Origin of the sequence: Edaphobacter lichenicola, from assembly GCF_014201315.1 — a bacterium.
GTDB classification, from domain to species: domain Bacteria; phylum Acidobacteriota; class Terriglobia; order Terriglobales; family Acidobacteriaceae; genus Edaphobacter; species Edaphobacter lichenicola_B.
In genome coordinates this window covers 99,897-116,844 of record NZ_JACHDY010000001.1, presented here as the reverse complement: position 1 = coordinate 116,844, position 16,948 = coordinate 99,897, and the positions used below count along the sequence as shown (strand labels likewise).

General features: G+C 59.8%; 15 protein-coding genes. 9 read left to right on the top strand and 6 right to left on the bottom strand.

Annotated features, from left to right (window positions below):
- Positions 1 to 206: 206 nt before the first annotated feature.
- The gene (locus HDF09_RS00520) at positions 207 to 959 is read left to right on the top strand and encodes a 4'-phosphopantetheinyl transferase family protein (RefSeq protein ID WP_183760244.1); all 753 of its coding nucleotides are present in this window, start codon (positions 207 to 209) and stop codon (positions 957 to 959) included.
- An 89-nt stretch (positions 960 to 1,048) separates the two neighbouring features.
- On the top strand, positions 1,049 to 1,513 hold the full coding sequence (locus tag HDF09_RS00515) for a hypothetical protein (protein WP_260180838.1): 465 nt from the start codon (positions 1,049 to 1,051) through the stop codon (positions 1,511 to 1,513).
- Here the strand turns inward: HDF09_RS00515 and HDF09_RS00510 are convergent.
- The 4 genes from HDF09_RS00510 to HDF09_RS00495 all read right to left on the bottom strand — a co-directional run bounded on the left by HDF09_RS00510 (position 1,510) and on the right by HDF09_RS00495 (position 3,604).
- Positions 1,510 to 1,788, bottom strand: a complete 279-nt coding sequence (locus tag HDF09_RS00510; protein WP_183760242.1) for an anti-sigma factor family protein — start codon at positions 1,786 to 1,788, stop codon at positions 1,510 to 1,512. The genes HDF09_RS00515 and HDF09_RS00510 overlap by 4 nt on opposite strands.
- The gene (locus HDF09_RS00505; protein ID WP_183760240.1) at positions 1,779 to 2,402 is read right to left on the bottom strand and encodes a sigma-70 family RNA polymerase sigma factor; all 624 of its coding nucleotides are present in this window, start codon (positions 2,400 to 2,402) and stop codon (positions 1,779 to 1,781) included. Before HDF09_RS00505 ends, HDF09_RS00510 begins: the two co-directional genes overlap by 10 nt.
- Entirely contained in the window at positions 2,399 to 2,872 is a 474-nt protein-coding gene (locus tag HDF09_RS00500; protein WP_183760238.1) for a DoxX family protein, read from the bottom strand. Before HDF09_RS00500 ends, HDF09_RS00505 begins: the two co-directional genes overlap by 4 nt.
- 153 nt (positions 2,873 to 3,025) lie before the next feature.
- Complete coding sequence (locus HDF09_RS00495) at positions 3,026 to 3,604, bottom strand: peroxiredoxin family protein (protein ID WP_183760236.1); 579 nt, start codon at positions 3,602 to 3,604, stop codon at positions 3,026 to 3,028.
- A 311-nt stretch (positions 3,605 to 3,915) separates the two neighbouring features.
- On the opposite strand from HDF09_RS00495, the gene HDF09_RS00490 reads away from it, so the two are divergent.
- The 3 genes from HDF09_RS00490 to HDF09_RS00480 all read left to right on the top strand — a co-directional run bounded on the left by HDF09_RS00490 (position 3,916) and on the right by HDF09_RS00480 (position 6,059).
- Complete coding sequence (locus HDF09_RS00490) at positions 3,916 to 4,200, top strand: hypothetical protein (RefSeq protein WP_179638355.1); 285 nt, start codon at positions 3,916 to 3,918, stop codon at positions 4,198 to 4,200.
- A gap of 78 nt (positions 4,201 to 4,278) precedes the next feature.
- On the top strand, positions 4,279 to 5,172 hold the full coding sequence (gene bufB / locus HDF09_RS00485) for an MNIO family bufferin maturase (RefSeq protein WP_260180837.1): 894 nt from the start codon (positions 4,279 to 4,281) through the stop codon (positions 5,170 to 5,172).
- Entirely contained in the window at positions 5,169 to 6,059 is an 891-nt protein-coding gene (locus HDF09_RS00480) for an HvfC/BufC N-terminal domain-containing protein (RefSeq protein WP_183760234.1), read from the top strand. The genes bufB and HDF09_RS00480 overlap by 4 nt, the downstream gene beginning before the upstream one ends.
- Positions 6,060 to 6,157: 98 nt before the next feature.
- On the opposite strand, the gene HDF09_RS00475 is transcribed toward HDF09_RS00480, so the two are convergent.
- Positions 6,158 to 6,652 carry a hypothetical protein gene (locus HDF09_RS00475; protein ID WP_183760232.1) on the bottom strand — a complete coding sequence of 165 codons (495 nt, stop codon included), beginning with the start codon at positions 6,650 to 6,652 and terminating at the stop codon, positions 6,158 to 6,160.
- 352 nt (positions 6,653 to 7,004) lie between these two features.
- Between HDF09_RS00475 and HDF09_RS00470 the strand changes: the two genes are divergently transcribed.
- Positions 7,005 to 10,808 carry an alpha-amylase family glycosyl hydrolase gene (locus HDF09_RS00470; RefSeq protein ID WP_183760230.1) on the top strand — a complete coding sequence of 1,268 codons (3,804 nt, stop codon included), beginning with the start codon at positions 7,005 to 7,007 and terminating at the stop codon, positions 10,806 to 10,808.
- 171 nt (positions 10,809 to 10,979) lie between these two features.
- Here the strand turns inward: HDF09_RS00470 and glgX are convergent, their stop codons facing one another.
- Positions 10,980 to 13,115 (bottom strand): glycogen debranching protein GlgX, encoded by a 2,136-nt coding sequence (gene glgX, locus HDF09_RS00465; RefSeq protein WP_183760228.1) that lies wholly within the window; start codon positions 13,113 to 13,115, stop codon positions 10,980 to 10,982.
- Between the two features lie 271 nt (positions 13,116 to 13,386).
- On the opposite strand from glgX, the gene larE reads away from it, so the two are divergent.
- From larE to HDF09_RS00450, 3 genes are all read left to right on the top strand, one after another.
- Positions 13,387 to 14,247 (top strand): ATP-dependent sacrificial sulfur transferase LarE, encoded by an 861-nt coding sequence (gene larE, locus HDF09_RS00460; protein ID WP_183763005.1) that lies wholly within the window; start codon positions 13,387 to 13,389, stop codon positions 14,245 to 14,247.
- A gap of 5 nt (positions 14,248 to 14,252) precedes the next feature.
- Complete coding sequence (larC, locus tag HDF09_RS00455; protein WP_183760226.1) at positions 14,253 to 15,611, top strand: nickel pincer cofactor biosynthesis protein LarC; 1,359 nt, start codon at positions 14,253 to 14,255, stop codon at positions 15,609 to 15,611.
- Positions 15,612 to 15,680: 69 nt separating this feature from the next.
- A complete protein-coding gene (locus HDF09_RS00450) occupies positions 15,681 to 16,688 on the top strand; it encodes an aldo/keto reductase (RefSeq protein ID WP_183760224.1) in 1,008 nt (335 codons plus the stop codon).
- The last annotated feature ends 260 nt before the right edge of the window (positions 16,689 to 16,948 follow it).

Sequence of the window (16,948 nt, the reverse complement as noted above, 5' to 3'; positions counted from 1 at the left end):
TACTGCCAGAAGCTCTCGAAGTCAACCCGTTCATGTTGCCTAATTGTACGCACAATTCGAAAGATGGATTAAAACAATCGTGCCCGGAAATACCGGAAAGTTGTAGATTTCCCAGCATTTCGACGCCCTCCAGACGGGGAAGAACTTAAGTACCCAGGAGTGGCTATGATTGCAGTACAGTTGCACCGCGCCCCCGGTTGTCTCTTATGTCGAGTGATTGGAAACAGGTCGATATCCTTCCGCCACTCGAGACCGGCGAAGTGCAACTCTGGCGGATCGATCTGGCCGGTGCCACGGGGCTGCACAACCGCTTCGCCCCGTTTCTCGCTCCGCCCGAACAACTCCATTCAAACCGTTGTCGGCCCGGGCGGGTGCAGGACCATTTCTCCATTGGACGAGCATGCCTGAGAATCCTTCTCGGAAACGCCTCCGGCCTGGACTCCCGCTCTCTGCCAATCTCGACCGGAGTTCATGGAAAACCTAAACTCTCTCCCATCAACGGAGACAGCATAGCCTTCAACGTAGCTCACTCCGAAGACACCATCCTCATCGCGCTTACCCGCACCGGTTCCGTCGGAGTGGATGTGGAGTACTTCGACCGCTCGACCGACATCATGGAGGTCGCCCAGTACAACTTCACGGCAAGCGAAAACCAGTGCCTGGCAGCGATCGCCGATCCCCGCTCCCGCATCAAGACCTTCTATCGCTACTGGACCCGGAAGGAAGCAGTTCTCAAAGCAGACGGCCGCGGACTCATCGCCTCCCTCGCGTCCTTCGACATATCCTTCGAGTCAGTGCACCGGCACCCCGTTCGCATCGGCCAGTCCACAGACGATCAAGGGAAGTTGTTCTTCGTCAGCGATTTGACCCTGAACATCGAAGCCGCCGCAGCAATAGCATTCGAGTCGCCTGAATCGCCCGTACGACAGCTCATCTTTCCGCTTAGCCACCCGTGGTGAGCTATCCCGAGCTCTCCAAAAAAATGTAGCCGACAAATTCTCCTGATCCCTCGACAAGCCGTCTGATACGTCTATAACTAGAGGAACAGATGGCCCTTCAAACACGCTCCTCTATAGCTATGCCCCCGGCACCACCCGCTGCTCCAGCTCCAGAGAGCAGAAAGACCTGGCTCGTCACCGCCACCAGCCTCGTCTTCATCGTTCTGCAGAGCGCCTGCACCGCCGTCATCGCCCTCAGTGGAGTTCGTGTTGCCATCGGTCTCAGCGCCCTGGCCTCGGCAACCTTCGGCATCCACCCGCCTCCCACCGGCTTCCACAGCGACGCCATCCGAATCCCCATGATGATCGCCGCCACCCTCGGCTCCCTCATCAACCTCTACGTCCTCTGGCGCATTCGCTCCCTGCGCACCCGCCCTTCGTCGCAGTGGCGCACCCAGCCTGCCACTCCCAGCCAGCGTCGATCGGAGTTCCTCCAGATCACGCTCGCCATCGCCACCCTCCTCCTGGTAGCCGCCGAGGGTATCCTCCACTCCCTCCTCCACCACGCCACTTAGCTATCGCCCTCTTCCCCAATCTCTTCCCCAGTCCCGCGAGGTCCCCGCATCTCCGCCTCCAGCCTCGCATGGAGCCGCTCGCTAAAGCCCAGCGGCAGCTCGAAGACCCTCTCATCCGCGGTCAGGATCAGAATATTGCGCGTCGAATCCAGAATCGCCGAACAGATCTCGCAGTGCTCCAGATGCTTCTGCACATCCTCCAGCACCGCCGCATCCAGAGTCCCATCCAGATAGCCGGAGATATGCTCCCACACATGCTTGCACTCTAGAACCATGGGAACCACCTCCGCTTCGGCATCACCTGTTTCAACTGCGGAGCCAGCCGCTTTTGCAGCATCAGCCGTGCCCGGTGCAATCTCACTTTTGCTGCCGCAACACTGATGCCAAGCGCCTCCGCCGACTGGTTGACGCTCAAATCCTCCATATCACGCAGCACAAAAACCTCGCGATAGATCAACGGCAGATCGCCAATCGCATCCTGCAGCAACAGCCGTACCTCCTGCCGCTCCAGGGCCTCGGAGGGAATCTCCCGCCAGTCCCGCAGCAGCGCCGGCGACACATGCCCGCCTTCCTGCAACTCATCCAGCGACTCCGTCTTAGCGGTCTTCTTCCGCCGCAGCCGGCTCCGGGCCTCGTTCAGAGTAATGCTGATCAGCCATGTGCTGAACTTCGCCTCGCCGCGAAACTTCTCCAGATTGCGAAACGCCTTGAGAAACGCCTCCTGCGCCGCGTCCTCTGCATCCGCCTCGTTCTGCAACATCGACAAAGCCATGCTGTACACGCTGCGCTCGTACGGCTGAATCAGGTCATGAAACTCATGCGTATTGCCCCCCGCAAGAATTGAGGCGATCATTTGAGCTTCATTCCTGTTCTCGGAGGTTGCAGTCATTGCTTCTCGATCCATTCTCGATAACGCCTCTTCAACAACGCATCGACAGAGAACAGCCCCGCCCCAAACACCAGAACCATCGCAGCCGCGAATAGAAACGTGTACGGATCGGCGTTATAGAACTTGCCAGGATCCGAGAATACGGCAAACAGCGCCTCTCGATCTGCAGTCCAATACGCCACCAGCAAATTGATCGTCAGCAGCAATCCAATCAGACGTGATCCAAGCCCCACAATCAACAGAAGGCCACCGAAAAACTCCAACCCGGAGACAAACGGAGCGTTCACAGCAGGAAACGGAATATTCAGGCTCGTAAAGAAAGCGGTGATCTTGTCCAGATGATGCAGCTTCCCCCATCCGCTCTGGACCAGCTGCCAACCCCAGTAGAGCCGCACCACCAGCAGAAATGGCGATTGAAAATAAGAGGCCAGCGTCGCAAACTTCGCATACAGCTCAAGCAGTTTTTTCATCACAACCCTCTCTTCTCCACTGCGTCGAGCGGAATAATAAATCTTATGCAGGCCCCGATCTTGATGCAGGCTCGGCCAGGAACCTGTTGGGACCTGCATCTACTTAGAACCACCGCGATGGAATTGGTTACAGCTCCACCGTCGTCAATAAAACTAGTGCGAGTGCGCAGCCCTATCGCGCTCGAGTTCGCCAAGAACATCCGCCGCAGTCGTTCTGTCACCATGCCCATGACTCACCTTCCTGAAGAAGACTGTGCTCCCGCGGTCGATCAAAAAAGTAGAAGGATAAGCAGTCTCATGCGGCGCATCCCAGCGAAGCCCATACTGATTCGTGAAAGCGTAGTCCGGATCGATGACCAGGTGCACATTCCCCGGCAGTGGATTCTCTTTCGTCAGGAACTCCTTCGCATGCTGATCAAGGTCGGCAGGCGGCCCAGGGTAGACCAGAATCACCTCCGCGCCTGCCGTCACAAATTTCTCACCGTTCGTCACAAAGTCATGCACCTGCTTCTGGCAGTACGGGCACTGGTAGCCGGGAAATCCCCGAAGCACAACCAGCACTACGGTCCCCTTCGCGCTAAACTCCGACAGACTCAAAGGGTGCCCATCCGGAGTCGACAGGTGGAACTCCGGCGCCTTCTGCCCCACCTCTGGCGTCTCCGCAGTTGTCAACGGCGCAGAGCCCATCATCAAGAAGCCTAAAGCCAATACTAGGAATTTCTTCGCGATCATTCTTCAACTCCGGCAAGCGCGCCATTGCTCCGGCCTCGCCGCCATGGATTTATCCAACGTGTCCCGGTTTGAGTAGCCCCGAGCCAAAAGGTTACAGAAGTGATAGCCTTCCGATGTTCTGCCGTACCTGTAACCTTTGTGCCTTGACGTAGTCGAACTCAGCGGCAAGGAAAAAATCGGCGAACTATCCTTGCCGCGAATGCAATCCGAAGTAGGGAGTTTCGCCGTTAACTTCTTGCTACGATCCGAGTAGCCACCATCCACGTCCGGCGCGTTCTCGCGTGCGGCTCAACCAGGAAAGGCTCATCACTATGAAGAATTCAGCACAATCTCTCGCTTTGGCCGCCGCGTTCGCAGGCCTGTTGGGCGGCACCGCTGTCCGTATGAATGCACAGACCGCGCCAGCCAACAACACGCCGACCACCACCGTTCACGCCGGCGTCCTCATCGCCCAGGACAAGCCCGATCTTCCGAAGCACTCCTGCAAGGGCAAGAACGACTGTAAGGGTCAGGGCGGCGGCAAGCACCCCGGAAAGAACGACTGCAAAGGCAAGGGCGGATGCGCCACCGACGGCTCCAAGCCCTCGCTCGCCTAAGCAACTCCCCTGTCTGGAGGCTTGATCATCTCTTCAAGCCTCCAGATATCTTCACCATTCTTTAACAAAAGGGGAGACATGCCTGCCAATCGCTTCAACGGATTCAGCGACTACGGCGTAGGGATCGGCCTTCGCGTCCCGCACTACGACCACATCTTCGCCGAAAAGCCCGTCGTCGACTGGTTCGAGATCATCTCCGAAAACTACATGGTCGACGGCGGCCGCGCGCTCAAGGTCCTCGATCAGATCCTCGAACGCTATCGCGTCGTCCAGCACGGCGTCTCCATGTACTTCGGCTCCGTCCAGCCAGCTGACCGCGAACATCTCAAGCGCCTCAAGACCCTCACCCGCCGCACCAAAACCCCCTGGCTCTCCGATCACCTCTGCTGGGGCAGTGTCGACGGCCGTTACACCCACGACCTCCTCCCCATGCCCTACACCTTCGAAGCGGTCAGGGCCACAGCCGCCCGCATCCGCGAGGTTCAGGACTTCCTTGAGATCCCCATCGCCGTCGAAAACGTCAGCAGCTACGCCGAGTTTCACGAGTCCCAGATGACCGAGTGGGAGTTTCTCAATGAAGTCGTCGAAGCCGCCGACTGCGGCATCCTGCTCGACGTCAACAACATCTACGTCTCGTCGCAGAACCACAGCTTCAACCCCTTCGACTACGTCAACAGCGTCCCCGCCGAACGCGTCGCGCAGATCCACATCGCCGGACACTCGAAGTTCGAAAAGTACATCCTCGACACCCACGATCATCCCGTGCTCGACCCCGTATGGCATCTCTACGCCCGGGCCATCGAGCGCGTCGGCCCCACCGCAACCCTCCTCGAGTGGGACGATAACATCCCGTCCTTCGACGAAGTTCACTCCGAAGCCCTCAAGGCGACGCAGTATCTGACGCCAAAGGAAGTTCTCATCCCTTCCGAAAGCGCTGTGCAGGAAAACGCCAGAGAGGTCGTGCACTCGTGAACCTCCTCGAACTGCAACGCCGCATGGCCGAAGACGTAACGCGTCCTCTCACACCCGACTTTCAGATGCAGCTGGCAACCCCCAACGGGCGTTCGACTCACGAGCTCGCCAGCAGCTACATCAAGCCCAACGACCGCCTCTCCTCCTTCGATCGCCTCGAAATCTACAACCGGCAGTACTGGTTCCGCGTCATCGGAGCCGTATCCGAAGACTTCCCCGCCCTCGGCGCCGTCCTCGGTGCGAAGAAGTTCGACAGCATGGTCCTCGCCTACCTCCGCGAGAATCCCTCCACCTCCTTCACCCTGCGCAACCTCGGTGCCAAGCTTCCGAAGTGGCTCGAATCGCACCCCGAGTTCTCTCCCCGGCGTCATGCCCTCCTCCTCGATATAGCGCGTCTCGAGTGGGCCTACGTAGAAGCCTTCGACAGTGCCGACCTTGCCCCGCTCACTACCGCCGACTTCGGCGATCTCGGCGCAGCATCCCCCCTCTTCCTTCAACCTCATCTCCAACTGCTCGACCTAAGCTATCCCGTAGACGAACTCGTCCTGGCCGTCCACCGCCAGACCGCACCCAGCGACATCATGAGCAACGCCGTCACCGAGCGCAAGCAGGCAAAGCGAACCCGCCTCCCCGCCATGCGCCGCTCGCAGATCCATCTCGCCGTCCACCGCTACGAGAACTCCGTCTACTACCGCCGCATCGATCCCGAAGCCTACCGCCTGCTCTCCGCGCTGCAGAGCGGCACTCTCCTCGGGCAGTCGCTCGAGATCGCCTTCAGCGAAAGCACCTTCCCCGCCGAGCAGCAGGCCGCGAAGATTCAGGAATACTTCGCCCACGCCTCAGAGCTAGGCTGGTTCTGCAAGCCACCCCCCAAGCTAGCGTCCTGAGTGGGTCAGTTTGAACTTCAAGGCAACCACAGTTGCCGAAAACCCCGTTTTTCACTCCGCTACACAAGGTGCTCAGGCAGCAAACTCTAAAACACGCTCTACAACGTCCATGAGTCGCCTTGTGGATGCTGCCGGGCGCCCTCCAACGCAATCGTCCTTAGTACTGAATGCATCGGCTCCGGAGGAATCATTCCGTGAATGGATACATCCAGCGATCCGAGTAGCTTGAACTTACCCGTCGCTCGCGGAATAAAAGCTTGCTGCAAAACGATTGGCTCATCCAAGCCGCGTTTCCAAGCTGTCACGGTGAGAACATCAACTTTGGTTTCATCAGAGCCGGGATAAGATCGGAGCCCCTCACGTGCGAAGCTCCAGAGATCGACTTTTCGGCTGAAGTCTTGAAAACTTGCCTTACCGCGCTCAATGGATTCAGCTTGGCTGTCGGACTCAAACGGAACGACCTCACGTTGATTACCGGTTTGAATTACCGCGAAGGGACATACCAACGCCCCGTCTTCCAACTGGGACGCAATCCAAGCTGCGTGAGCCAGGACCATCCCGCCAAATCGCACTGCGTCCTCAAGAAGTGCCATATCCAAGTGTTCCATGAAAAATATCGGGGAAGTCCCGGAAAGTCGGGTTATCGGAAACTTCGGGCATTCACTCCCAAACTGACCCACTACCATAAGGACAGCCAGAAATACACCTCCATCATCGAGCGCGTATCATACGGACGCTGAATTCCGAGCCCGTAACATGCGCTGGTTGCGACACGTAAGCAAGCCTGTCATCCTTATTCCAAACTGTTGGCGAGGCATCCATTTCGTCGCAGCTGGCTTCCGACGATACAGGCCAATCTTTGTGGCCGTCGTTTTTCTCTAAACAACACAAATCCGGTCCATTAGGATTGGAGCGCGACGAAGCATTCTGCACGAGGAACCCTGCATGGAATTTCATATCTCCCGCGCTCTCCGAGAAAAACTGGACCTGGACGATCTGCTCTTCAACTACGCCGGCAACATCGTCTTCGCCAACGTCGCTGCAAGCAGAAAGCTGGCAAAACAGCTCCAGGATCTGCGCACCCAGCAGACTGATCCAACACGAGTCGTCAACGCCGGCGCTCTCTTCGCCATGGGCCTGATCGATGAGCTCAACCACGCGATGATCGCCCGTTATCGCAAAGAAATAGACCCCGCAGTCTTCGCCGAAGCCGTACGCTGGTTCACCGGCCATGCCAGCGCCGCCGAGATCGAACGCCTCCTCCTCGCCTTCACCATCCAGTTTCCCAACGTAGCCGTCTACCGCGGCGATCTCACCGCAGCCCAGTGGCTCAACGGCACAACCGACGGCCTGCCCAATCGTGAAGCAGCCCTCGAAGAGCTCCTCCTCCTCTGGCTGGCAAACATCAACCCAGCCTTCACCCCCTTCCGCGAGCTCTTCGAAGACACTACCCTCAAGCAGCAAACCATCTATCAAAAAATCACCGCCGCCTTCCCCGACTACTTCATCACCCGCCCCCCCATCTCCCCCGAGGTCGGAAGCCTCCTCGACGCCCTCCGCGCTCCCCTGCTCGCCTCGCCCGACTCCCTCACCGGCCAGCTCGACTACATCCGCGAGAACTGGACAAAATATCTCGGCGAAGACCTCCGCCGCGTCCTCCTCGCCATCGACGTCCTCCGCGAAGAGGACCTCGCCATCTGGCTGCGCTTCCACCCCCCCGGCCCCGACCAGTACCGCCACGGAGCCCCCGGCCGAGGAGGCGAAGGCTTCGTCGGCGACGAGTACATCGGCTTCGAGGACGAGTACTTCACTGGCCCAGACGGCCGCCGCCGCCGCTACGGCCACGACTACCAGGCTCCCCTCAACGAGTACGAAGCCTTCAGCGCCGACCAGGCCTGGATGCCCACCGTCGTCCTCATGGCCAAGAGCACCTACGTCTGGCTCGAGCAGCTCTCAAAGAAATACCTCCGCCACATCCACCGCCTCGACCAGATCCCCGACGAAGAGCTGCATCTGCTCGCCGACCGTGGCATCACCGGCCTCTGGCTCATCGGCCTGTGGGAGCGCAGCGTCGCCTCCCGCACCATCAAGCGCCTCCGCGGCCATCACGACGCCGTCGCCTCCGCCTACTCCCTCAAGGAGTACCAGATCGCCGACGACCTCGGCGGGAACCACGCCTACGAGAACCTCCGCGACCGCGCCGCCCGTACAGGCATCCGCCTCGCCAGCGACATGGTTCCCAACCACATGGGCATCGACTCCAACTGGGTCATCGAGCACCCCGACTGGTTCCTCTACCGCTGGGAGAGCCCCTTCCCCGTCTATCGCTTCGAAGGCCCCGACCTCTCCACCGACAGCCGCGTCGAGATAAAAATCGAAGACCACTACTACGACCAGTCCGACGCTGCCGTCGTCTTCCGCCTCCGCCACCACCGCGATGGAGCCACCCGCTACATGTACCACGGCAACGACGGCACCACCTTCGCCTGGAACGACACCGCCCAGCTCGACTACTCCAAAGCTGCCGTCCGCGAGCACGTCATCCAGGTCATCCTCCACGTCGCCCGCCTCTTCCCCATCATCCGCTTCGACGCCGCAATGGTCCTCGCCAAACGCCACGTCCAGCGCCTCTGGTTCCCTCTCCCCGGCACCGGCGGCTCCATCCCCTCGCGCTCCGAAAACGCCATGACCCAGGAGGAGTTCGACGCCCTCATGCCTCACGAGTTCTGGCGCGAGGTCGTCGACCGAGTCGCCGTCGAGGTCCCCGGCACTCTCCTGCTCGCCGAAGCCTTCTGGCTCCTCGAAAGCTACTTCGTCCGCACCCTCGGCATGCACCGCGTCTACAACAGCGCCTTCATGAACATGCTGCGCGACGAAGAGAACGCCAAGTATCGCTCCTACCTCAAAAAAACCATCGAGTTCGACCCCGACATCCTCAAGCGTTACGTCAGCTTCATGAGCAATCCCGACGAGCGCACCGCCATCGACCAGTTCGGCTCCGGCGACAAGTACTTCGGCGTCTGCACTCTCCTAGCCACCCTTCCCGGCTTACCCATGTTCGGCCACGGACAGATCGAAGGCTACACCGAGCGCTACGGCATGGAGTTCAAGCAGGCCAAGATGGAAGAGTGGCCCAACGAGAGCCTCGTAGCCCGCCACCAGCACGAGATCGCACCGCTCCTCAAAAACCGCCGGCTCTTCGCCGAGAGCACCAACTTCGTCCTCTACGACTTCTGGACCGACCACGGCACCGTCGACGAAAACGTCTTCGCCTACTCCAACCGCTCTCACGGCCAGCGCGCCGTCATCCTCTACAACAACAGCTACGGCAGCACCCGCGGCACCATCCACTTCTCCGCGGCCTCGGTCGACAAAGCCACCGGCCACCTCCGCCAGAGAAGCCTCTCCGAAGGACTCGATCTCCCCTACAACTACTTCACCTTCTTCGCCTATCGCGACACCGCCCACGGCCTCGAATATCTCTGCCGCAGCACCGATCTCCACCACACCGGCCTCTCCGTCGATCTGCGCGGCTATCAGTACGCCGTCCTCATCAACTGGCGCGAGCTCCACGCCACCGCCGAACAGCCCTGGGACCAGCTCTTCGACGCACTCAACGGAGCCGGCGTCTACAGCGTCGAAGAGGCGCTCTCCAAACTTCGCCTCCGCCCCCTGCACGAAGCCTTCCGCCAGGCCCTCAGCGACAACAACATCCGCGCCTTCGCAACCGTTGCCGCGGAGCTGGCAGCCGTACAAACCACATCGCCCTCCGCGAAATTACCCACCACCAAATCCGCCAGCCCCGCTCCCACACCAATCGAACGCCCCGCGTTGGATCCTCGACTTCAGCCATTCGTAAAATGCAGTCAACGCTTCTTCGAGAAAGTGCTCCAAGCCCAGCCCGCCGAGTTCGAACAAACCCCCGCGCCATCGGACCATCGCGCCGCAGCCGATACACCTTCCCCAACCTACCTCACCCTATGCGAGACGATGGCAAAAGCAGCCACCCATCTCATCGCGATCTCCAAAAACTTCTCCACCACCCTGCCGCCGACCGTCAGCAACTTCCTACCCGGCAGCAAAGCCGCGCTTCCAACCGAACAACTCTGGGCTCCTGTTCTAGCCTGGATCACCCTGCATAGTCTTCCTCATCACGATCAAGCCGACCTCTTCGACAAACTCCAGCTGCGCTCTGCACTCTCCGAGACATTCACGGCCATCGGAATGGAGGGAGAAAACACCTGGCGCGCCGCTGCCCGCGTACGAATCCTGCTCTCTCAAACCGACACCTCCCCGGCCGCGACCAGAACTGAAAAACTCTGGTCCGACCCCGACGTTCGCTGGCTCGCCGGAGTCAATGAATCTTCCGGCAACACCTACTTCAACAAAGAAGGCTTTGAAGAGCTGCTCGGCTGGCTCCAACTCCCCGCGCTCCTCAAAGCTGCAGAGCAATCGCCAACAGACGCGGACTCGGTCACGAACCTCAACGCGTCTGTCCTGATGGCCTGCCAGTCCGCACAAAAATCCGGCTACAACCTGGGCCTCTATCTCGCTCCCGAACCATCCACAACAGATGAGGAAGACCCAACCAGCGCCCCCGAACTAACAACCGCCTCGGTTTCAAAAGCAACTCCAGCCCTAAAAGCAACGCCAGCGCCGAAAGCAACGCCAGAACCGAAAGCACCTCTCGCTCTTAAAGAAAACTCAGCCCCGGAGAAACCGGCCAAGCCAACTGGCGAAGCGCCCTAAGCCTTTGCTGTCATCCTGAGCGTATTAGACCTTCGCTGTCATCCTGAGCGCAGCGAAGGATCCCGACGAACTCCGTCCTGCCCAGACCGCTCGTCCCTTTTCACCCACCATCTTCACGCCGTTGTCTGTTCTTTATCACCCGCAGTCAGGCACCTCACAGGTCGATACCCCCTAAGAGATCGCCCCATCGCTGAACAGCTTCAAAGTCCGTCCCCCAACGATAATCTTCTCGTCAATCTTCGCGTGGGCAAATGGATCTTCAATATTCTCCGTATCGATAACCTGGCACCACGGCTTCCCCGAAGGCGATGCCGGCAGCACATACTCGACGCCATCCTGCGCAGCGTTCACCACCAGAAAAAAACTATCGTCGATCACCGGGCAACCGTCCTCATCGGTCACCTGCAGCGTCTGCCCATTCAGCAGAACCGCCACCGATCGGTTCCACTCCGTATTCCAAACCTCGTCGGGGACCTGTTTGCCATCCGTGTTGAACCACGCGACATCCTTGATAATCAGATCCTCACCCCTTCTGCGAATCTCGCGGTCCTGAAAAAATCTTCGCCGATGCAGATTCGGATGATTCAAACGAAAGTGGATCAGCTGACTCGTAAAGTCGCGCACCCGTTTGCGCGGTTCATCCAGATCCCAGTCATGCCACGTCAGCTCGTTGTCCTGGCAGTAGCAGTTATTGTTGCCCCTCTGCGACCGCGAAATCTCGTCGCCTCCATTCAGCATCGGCACGCCCTGCGAGAGCATCAGCGTAGCCAGAAAACTTCTCATCTGCCTCTCGCGCATCAGGTTGATCTTCTTATCGTCAGTCAGCCCCTCCGCGCCCATGTTCCACGAGTCATTGCTGTCCGAGCCATCCTTGTTGTTCTCCCCATTGGCCTCGTTATGCTTCTGGTTGTAGCTCACCAGATCGCACAGCGTAAAGCCGTCATGAGCGGTCACAAAGTTGATGCTCGCATACGGCTTGCGTCCGTCGAACTGATAGAGGTCGCTCGACCCCGTAAGGCGATAGGCAAGATCGGAGAGCTGGCCCCCATCCCCCTTCCAGAAGCGGCGCACCGTATCGCGATACTTCCCATTCCACTCCGCCCACAGAACAGGAAACTGCCCCACCTGGTATCCCCCTTCGCCGACATCCCATGGTTCGGCGATCAGCTTCACGCCCGCCAGCGTAGGGTCCTGGTGAATCGTGTCGAAGAAAGAGGACAGCTTACTCACATCGTGCAACTCCCGCGCAAGCGTCGCGGCAAGATCAAATCGAAAACCATCGACATGCATCTCCGTAACCCAGTAGCGCAGCGAATCCATCAGCATCTTCAGCACCTGCGGATTCCGCACGTTCAACGTATTCCCCGTCCCCGTGTAGTCCACGTAGTACCGGGGATTCTCCTCATTCACTCTGTAATAGGTAGTGTTACAAACTCCCTTCCAGCACAAGGTCGGGCCCAGCTGGTTGCCTTCGCAGGTATGGTTGTAGACCACGTCGAGAATCACCTCGATGCCTGCCGCGTGCAGCGCCTTCACCATCCGTTTGAACTCATTCACCTGGCCGCCAATATCCCCGCACGAGCTGTAGCGGGACGTCGGCGCAAAGTACCCGAGCGTGTTGTACCCCCAATAGTCCACCAGCCCGATCTTAACCAGCGGTCCTTCGTCGATGAAGTGGTGAATCGGCATCAGCTCCACCGCCGTCACGCCAAGCTTCTTCAAGTAGCTGATGCTCGTCTCACACGCGAGCCCTGCGTAGGTCCCGCGAAGCTCCTCCGGAACCTGGGGATTTCGAATGCTGAAGCCCTTCACATGCATCTCATAGATCACCGAATCGGCCAGTGGCGTCTCAGGCGGACAATCGTCTCCCCAATCAAACTTGCTATCCACCACAACACACTTCGGAACGCCGTCCGCACTGTCCTGCGTATCCATCTTCAGATCGTCTCCCGACGCAACGTCATGCGCGAAGATCGGCTTCTTCCAATCAACCTGCCCCGAGAGCGCCTCCGCATACGGGTCAACCAGCAGCTTATGTGCATTGAAGCGACGACCGCGCTCCGGCTCCCAAGGCCCATCGATCCGGTAGCCATATAACTGTCCCGCTTTGATGTCACGAACAAGTCCATGCCACACGTAAGCCGTTCGTTCGTGCAAAGTCACGCAATCAGTCTGCTTTCCCGCGGCATCGAAGAAGCAAAGTTCAACCCGGGTCGCACCCTCTGAGAAAATAGCAAAGTTTGTGCCTTTGCTCGATACAGTCGCACCAAGCGGATACGGTCGACCAGGAAGAAGTGTGCGTTTCATAACCCTTTCGATGCCGCCAGCGATCCATAGTTACCGGGAATGCGCTCAAAAACGAATTCACTTTTCAGCTTGCTTCCAAAGATCGAAGGATCAGCACAGCTTCACAACAACTATCACCCAAGAGGGCTCCGCTCTTTTCAGAATCAAACCAACGAACAAGCCGGCTCGAAGCACAACTGTACTCGGGAACCGTCCTCACTCAAAGCAGAGATCAAAACTCCCTCCACCCCTGCCGATACCAACGCGCCCAACCTGACCTACAATGAAGCTAATGGACCTTGCCGCCAAATCCGCGAAGCTCCACGAGACCCTCCAGCAGCTTGGCAGCGTCCTGGTCGCCTACTCCGGCGGCACCGACTCCGCCTACCTCGCCTACGCCGCCCACCAGGCCCTCGGCGACAACATGCAGGCCGTCATCGCCGACTCCGCCTCCCTCCCCCGCGCCGAACTCGCCGCCGCCCTCGCCTTCGCCGCTGACCACAACATCCCTATCCAGGTCCTCCGCACCGACGAGCTAGAAAACCCGGACTACCAGCGCAACGACGCCCTCCGCTGCTTCCACTGCAAAGACGAACTCTTCCAGCAGATGGAGCAGACCCGCGCCGCCCGCAACTTCGCCCACATCGCCTACGGCATGAACCTCGACGACCGCGCCGAGTTCCGCCCCGGCCAGCAGGCCGCCGCCCACCACCACGCCGTCGCCCCCCTCGTCACCGCCGGCCTCACCAAGCAGGAGATCCGCATCCTCGCCCAGCAAGCCGGCCTCACCCTCTGGGACAAGCCCGCCAGCGCCTGCCTCTCCTCCCGCATCGAGTACGGCCGCCCCGTCACCCGCGAAAATCTCTCCCAGGTCGAGCAGGCCGAAGACGCCCTCCACGCCCTCGGCTTCCCCCAGGTCCGCGTCCGCCACCACGGCGATCTCGCCCGCATCGAAATCGCCCGCGACGATCTCCCCCGCGCCCTCACCCTCTCCACCCTCGAAGCCATCACCGCCGCCATCAAGCCCCTCGGCTTCCTCTACGTCACCCTCGACACCGAAGGCTACCGCTCCGGCTCCATGAACGACACCCTCCTCGCCGCCTCCGCCATCCTCCCCGCCGATAAACGCCGAACCACGAACATGAAACAATAATCCCCATGCGTATCGCCTACCTAGACTGCTTCGCCGGTATCAGTGGCGATATGTTCCTCGGAGCCCTCCTCGATGCCGGCCTCGATCCCAACATCCTCCACGAAGCCGTAGCCGCGCTGAATCTCAACGCAACCCTCAAGATCGAAAAAGTAGACCGCAGCGGCATCTCCTCCACCAAGGTCCACGTCTACGAAGGCACAGGCCTCGCCGAGAGCAATACCGCCGAGCCAACCCATCGTCACGAAAACGAAGAAGCAGACCAAACCCACCAGCAAACTCACACCCACCAACATCACCCCAAAACCCAGCACCAGCACAAGACCGGCCATCCCCACACGCACGACCACAACCACGCCCACGGCCGCTCCCTCACCGTCATCCGCGATCTCATCACCGCCGCATCTCTCCCCTCCGCAGTCAAACAAACCGCCATCCAAGCCTTCGAGCTCCTCGGCGCCTCCGAAGCCAAGATCCACAACGTCCCCGTAGAGAAAATTCACTTCCACGAAGTAGGAGCAGTCGACGCCATCGTCGACATCGTCGCCTCCTCCGCCGGCATCCACGCCCTCGCAATCGACCGGTGGTTCTCCTCCCCCCTCAACGTAGGCGGCGGCACAGTCGACTGCGCCCACGGCCGCTTCCCCGCCCCCGCCCCCGCCACAGCCGACCTCCTCCGCGGCCTCCCCACCTACTCCGCCCACATCGAAAAAGAGCTCGTCACCCCCACCGGCGCCACACTCCTCCGCGCCCTCGCCCCCACCTTCGGCCCGCAACCACCCATGCGAGTCGAGCACATCGGCTACGGCGCCGGCACCCGCAACCCCAAGGACTTCCCCAACGTCCTGCGCCTAAGCATCGGCGAAGCCGACGACTCCACGCATCCCGCCCCATCCCCAAAGCACTCGCTCAGCAAACATCACGCCCAAGACTCACAGATCGTAACCGTCCTCGAAACCGCACTAGACGACCTCTCCCCCCAGATCCTCGCCTACGTCTCCGAGACCGCACTCGCACAAGGTGCACTCGACGTCATGCTCACTCCCGTCATCATGAAAAAAGGCCGCCCCGGCACCCTCCTCACCATCCTCTGCAATCCATCCGACAGCCCCGCCCTCCAGCAATTAATCCTGCGAGAGACCAGCACCCTCGGCCTCCGCATCCGTCAGGACACCCGTATCTGCGTCGACCGCCATCACGCCACCGTCACCACACCCTATGGCGACATCCGCGTAAAGATCGGCACCCTCAACGGCGAGCAGTGCAACATCGCCCCCGAGTTTGAAGACTGCCGCGCCGCCGCCACAAAACACAACGTCCCCTTGAAGCTCGTCCAACAAACAGCCATCGCAGCCTACCTCAAATAATCCGCGCCACGCCCTCACCCCACAACACTGCATCCAATCGACAAGTCACTCTCACCCGAGGAGCACACCATGGAGCGCAGAGACTTTCTCAAAACCGCAACCGCTGCCGGCATGAGCGCAGCCATCCCCCTCAACGCACAAACCGCCAGCCAGCCCATCAAACGCCCCGAATCCCCCGACATGATCTATCGCGAACTCGGCACCACCGGCGAGCGCGTCTCCGCCATCGGCATGGGCGGCTATCACCTCGGCAAACAAAAGGACCCCGCCGAGAGCCTCCAACTCCTCCACGCCGGCATCGACCGCGGCATCACCTTCCTCGACAACTGCTGGGACTACAACGACGGCATCTCCGAGGTCCGCATGGGCCAGGCCCTGCGCAACGGCAACCGCCAAAAAGTCTTCCTCATGACCAAAATGGACGGCCGCACCGCCGACGAGTACAACAAGCAGCTCGAACAGTCCCTCGGCCGCCTCCAGACCGACATGATCGACCTCGTCCAGTTCCACGAGGTCATCCGCATGGAAGACCCCGACCGCATCTTCGCCCCCGGCGGAGCCATCGAAGCCGCCATCGCCGCCCGCAGCGCAGGTAAGATCCGCTACATCGGCTTCACCGGCCACAAAGACCCCGCCGTCCACCTCCGCATGCTCGAGATCGCACAAAAACACAGCTTCCACTTCGACACCGTCCAGATGCCCATCAACGTCATGGACGCGCACTTCCGCTCCTTCGAAAAAGAGGTCATGCCCGTCGCACTCAAACAAGGCATCGGCATCCTCGCCATGAAGACCTTCGGCGATCCCTACATTCTCAAGAGCAACACCGTCCAACCCATCGAAGCCCTTCACTACGGCCTCACGCAACCGGTCTCCGTCATCATCACCGGCATCGACAACACGCAAACCCTCGATCAAGCCTTCGAAGCCGCCCGCACCTTCAAACCCCTCGACCAAACTCAAATCAGCGCCCTGCTCGCACGCACCGCAACCGCCGCCAGCGAAGGCAAATTCGAACTCTTCAAAACCACCAACCACTACGACGGCACCGCGGCAAACCCCAAGTGGCTGGGTTAGCAAGTCAGCTGGTTAGCGAGTCAGCATGTCAGCACAATCTTCGAAGCGGCCATCTAGTGCCTGCAAGGCACCATCAAGTGACCACAAAGCACCATCGAACAACCATGAAGCAACCACGAAAATGACCACAACAATCGTCATCTCGACCGAAGCGGTTCACAGTCTCATCGTGAACCGGCAGTGGATTGCTGCCACCTCTCTCAGTTGCAGCGAACCGATGCATTCTGCGGTATCCGTCAAGATCCCTGTATTCTGTCTTT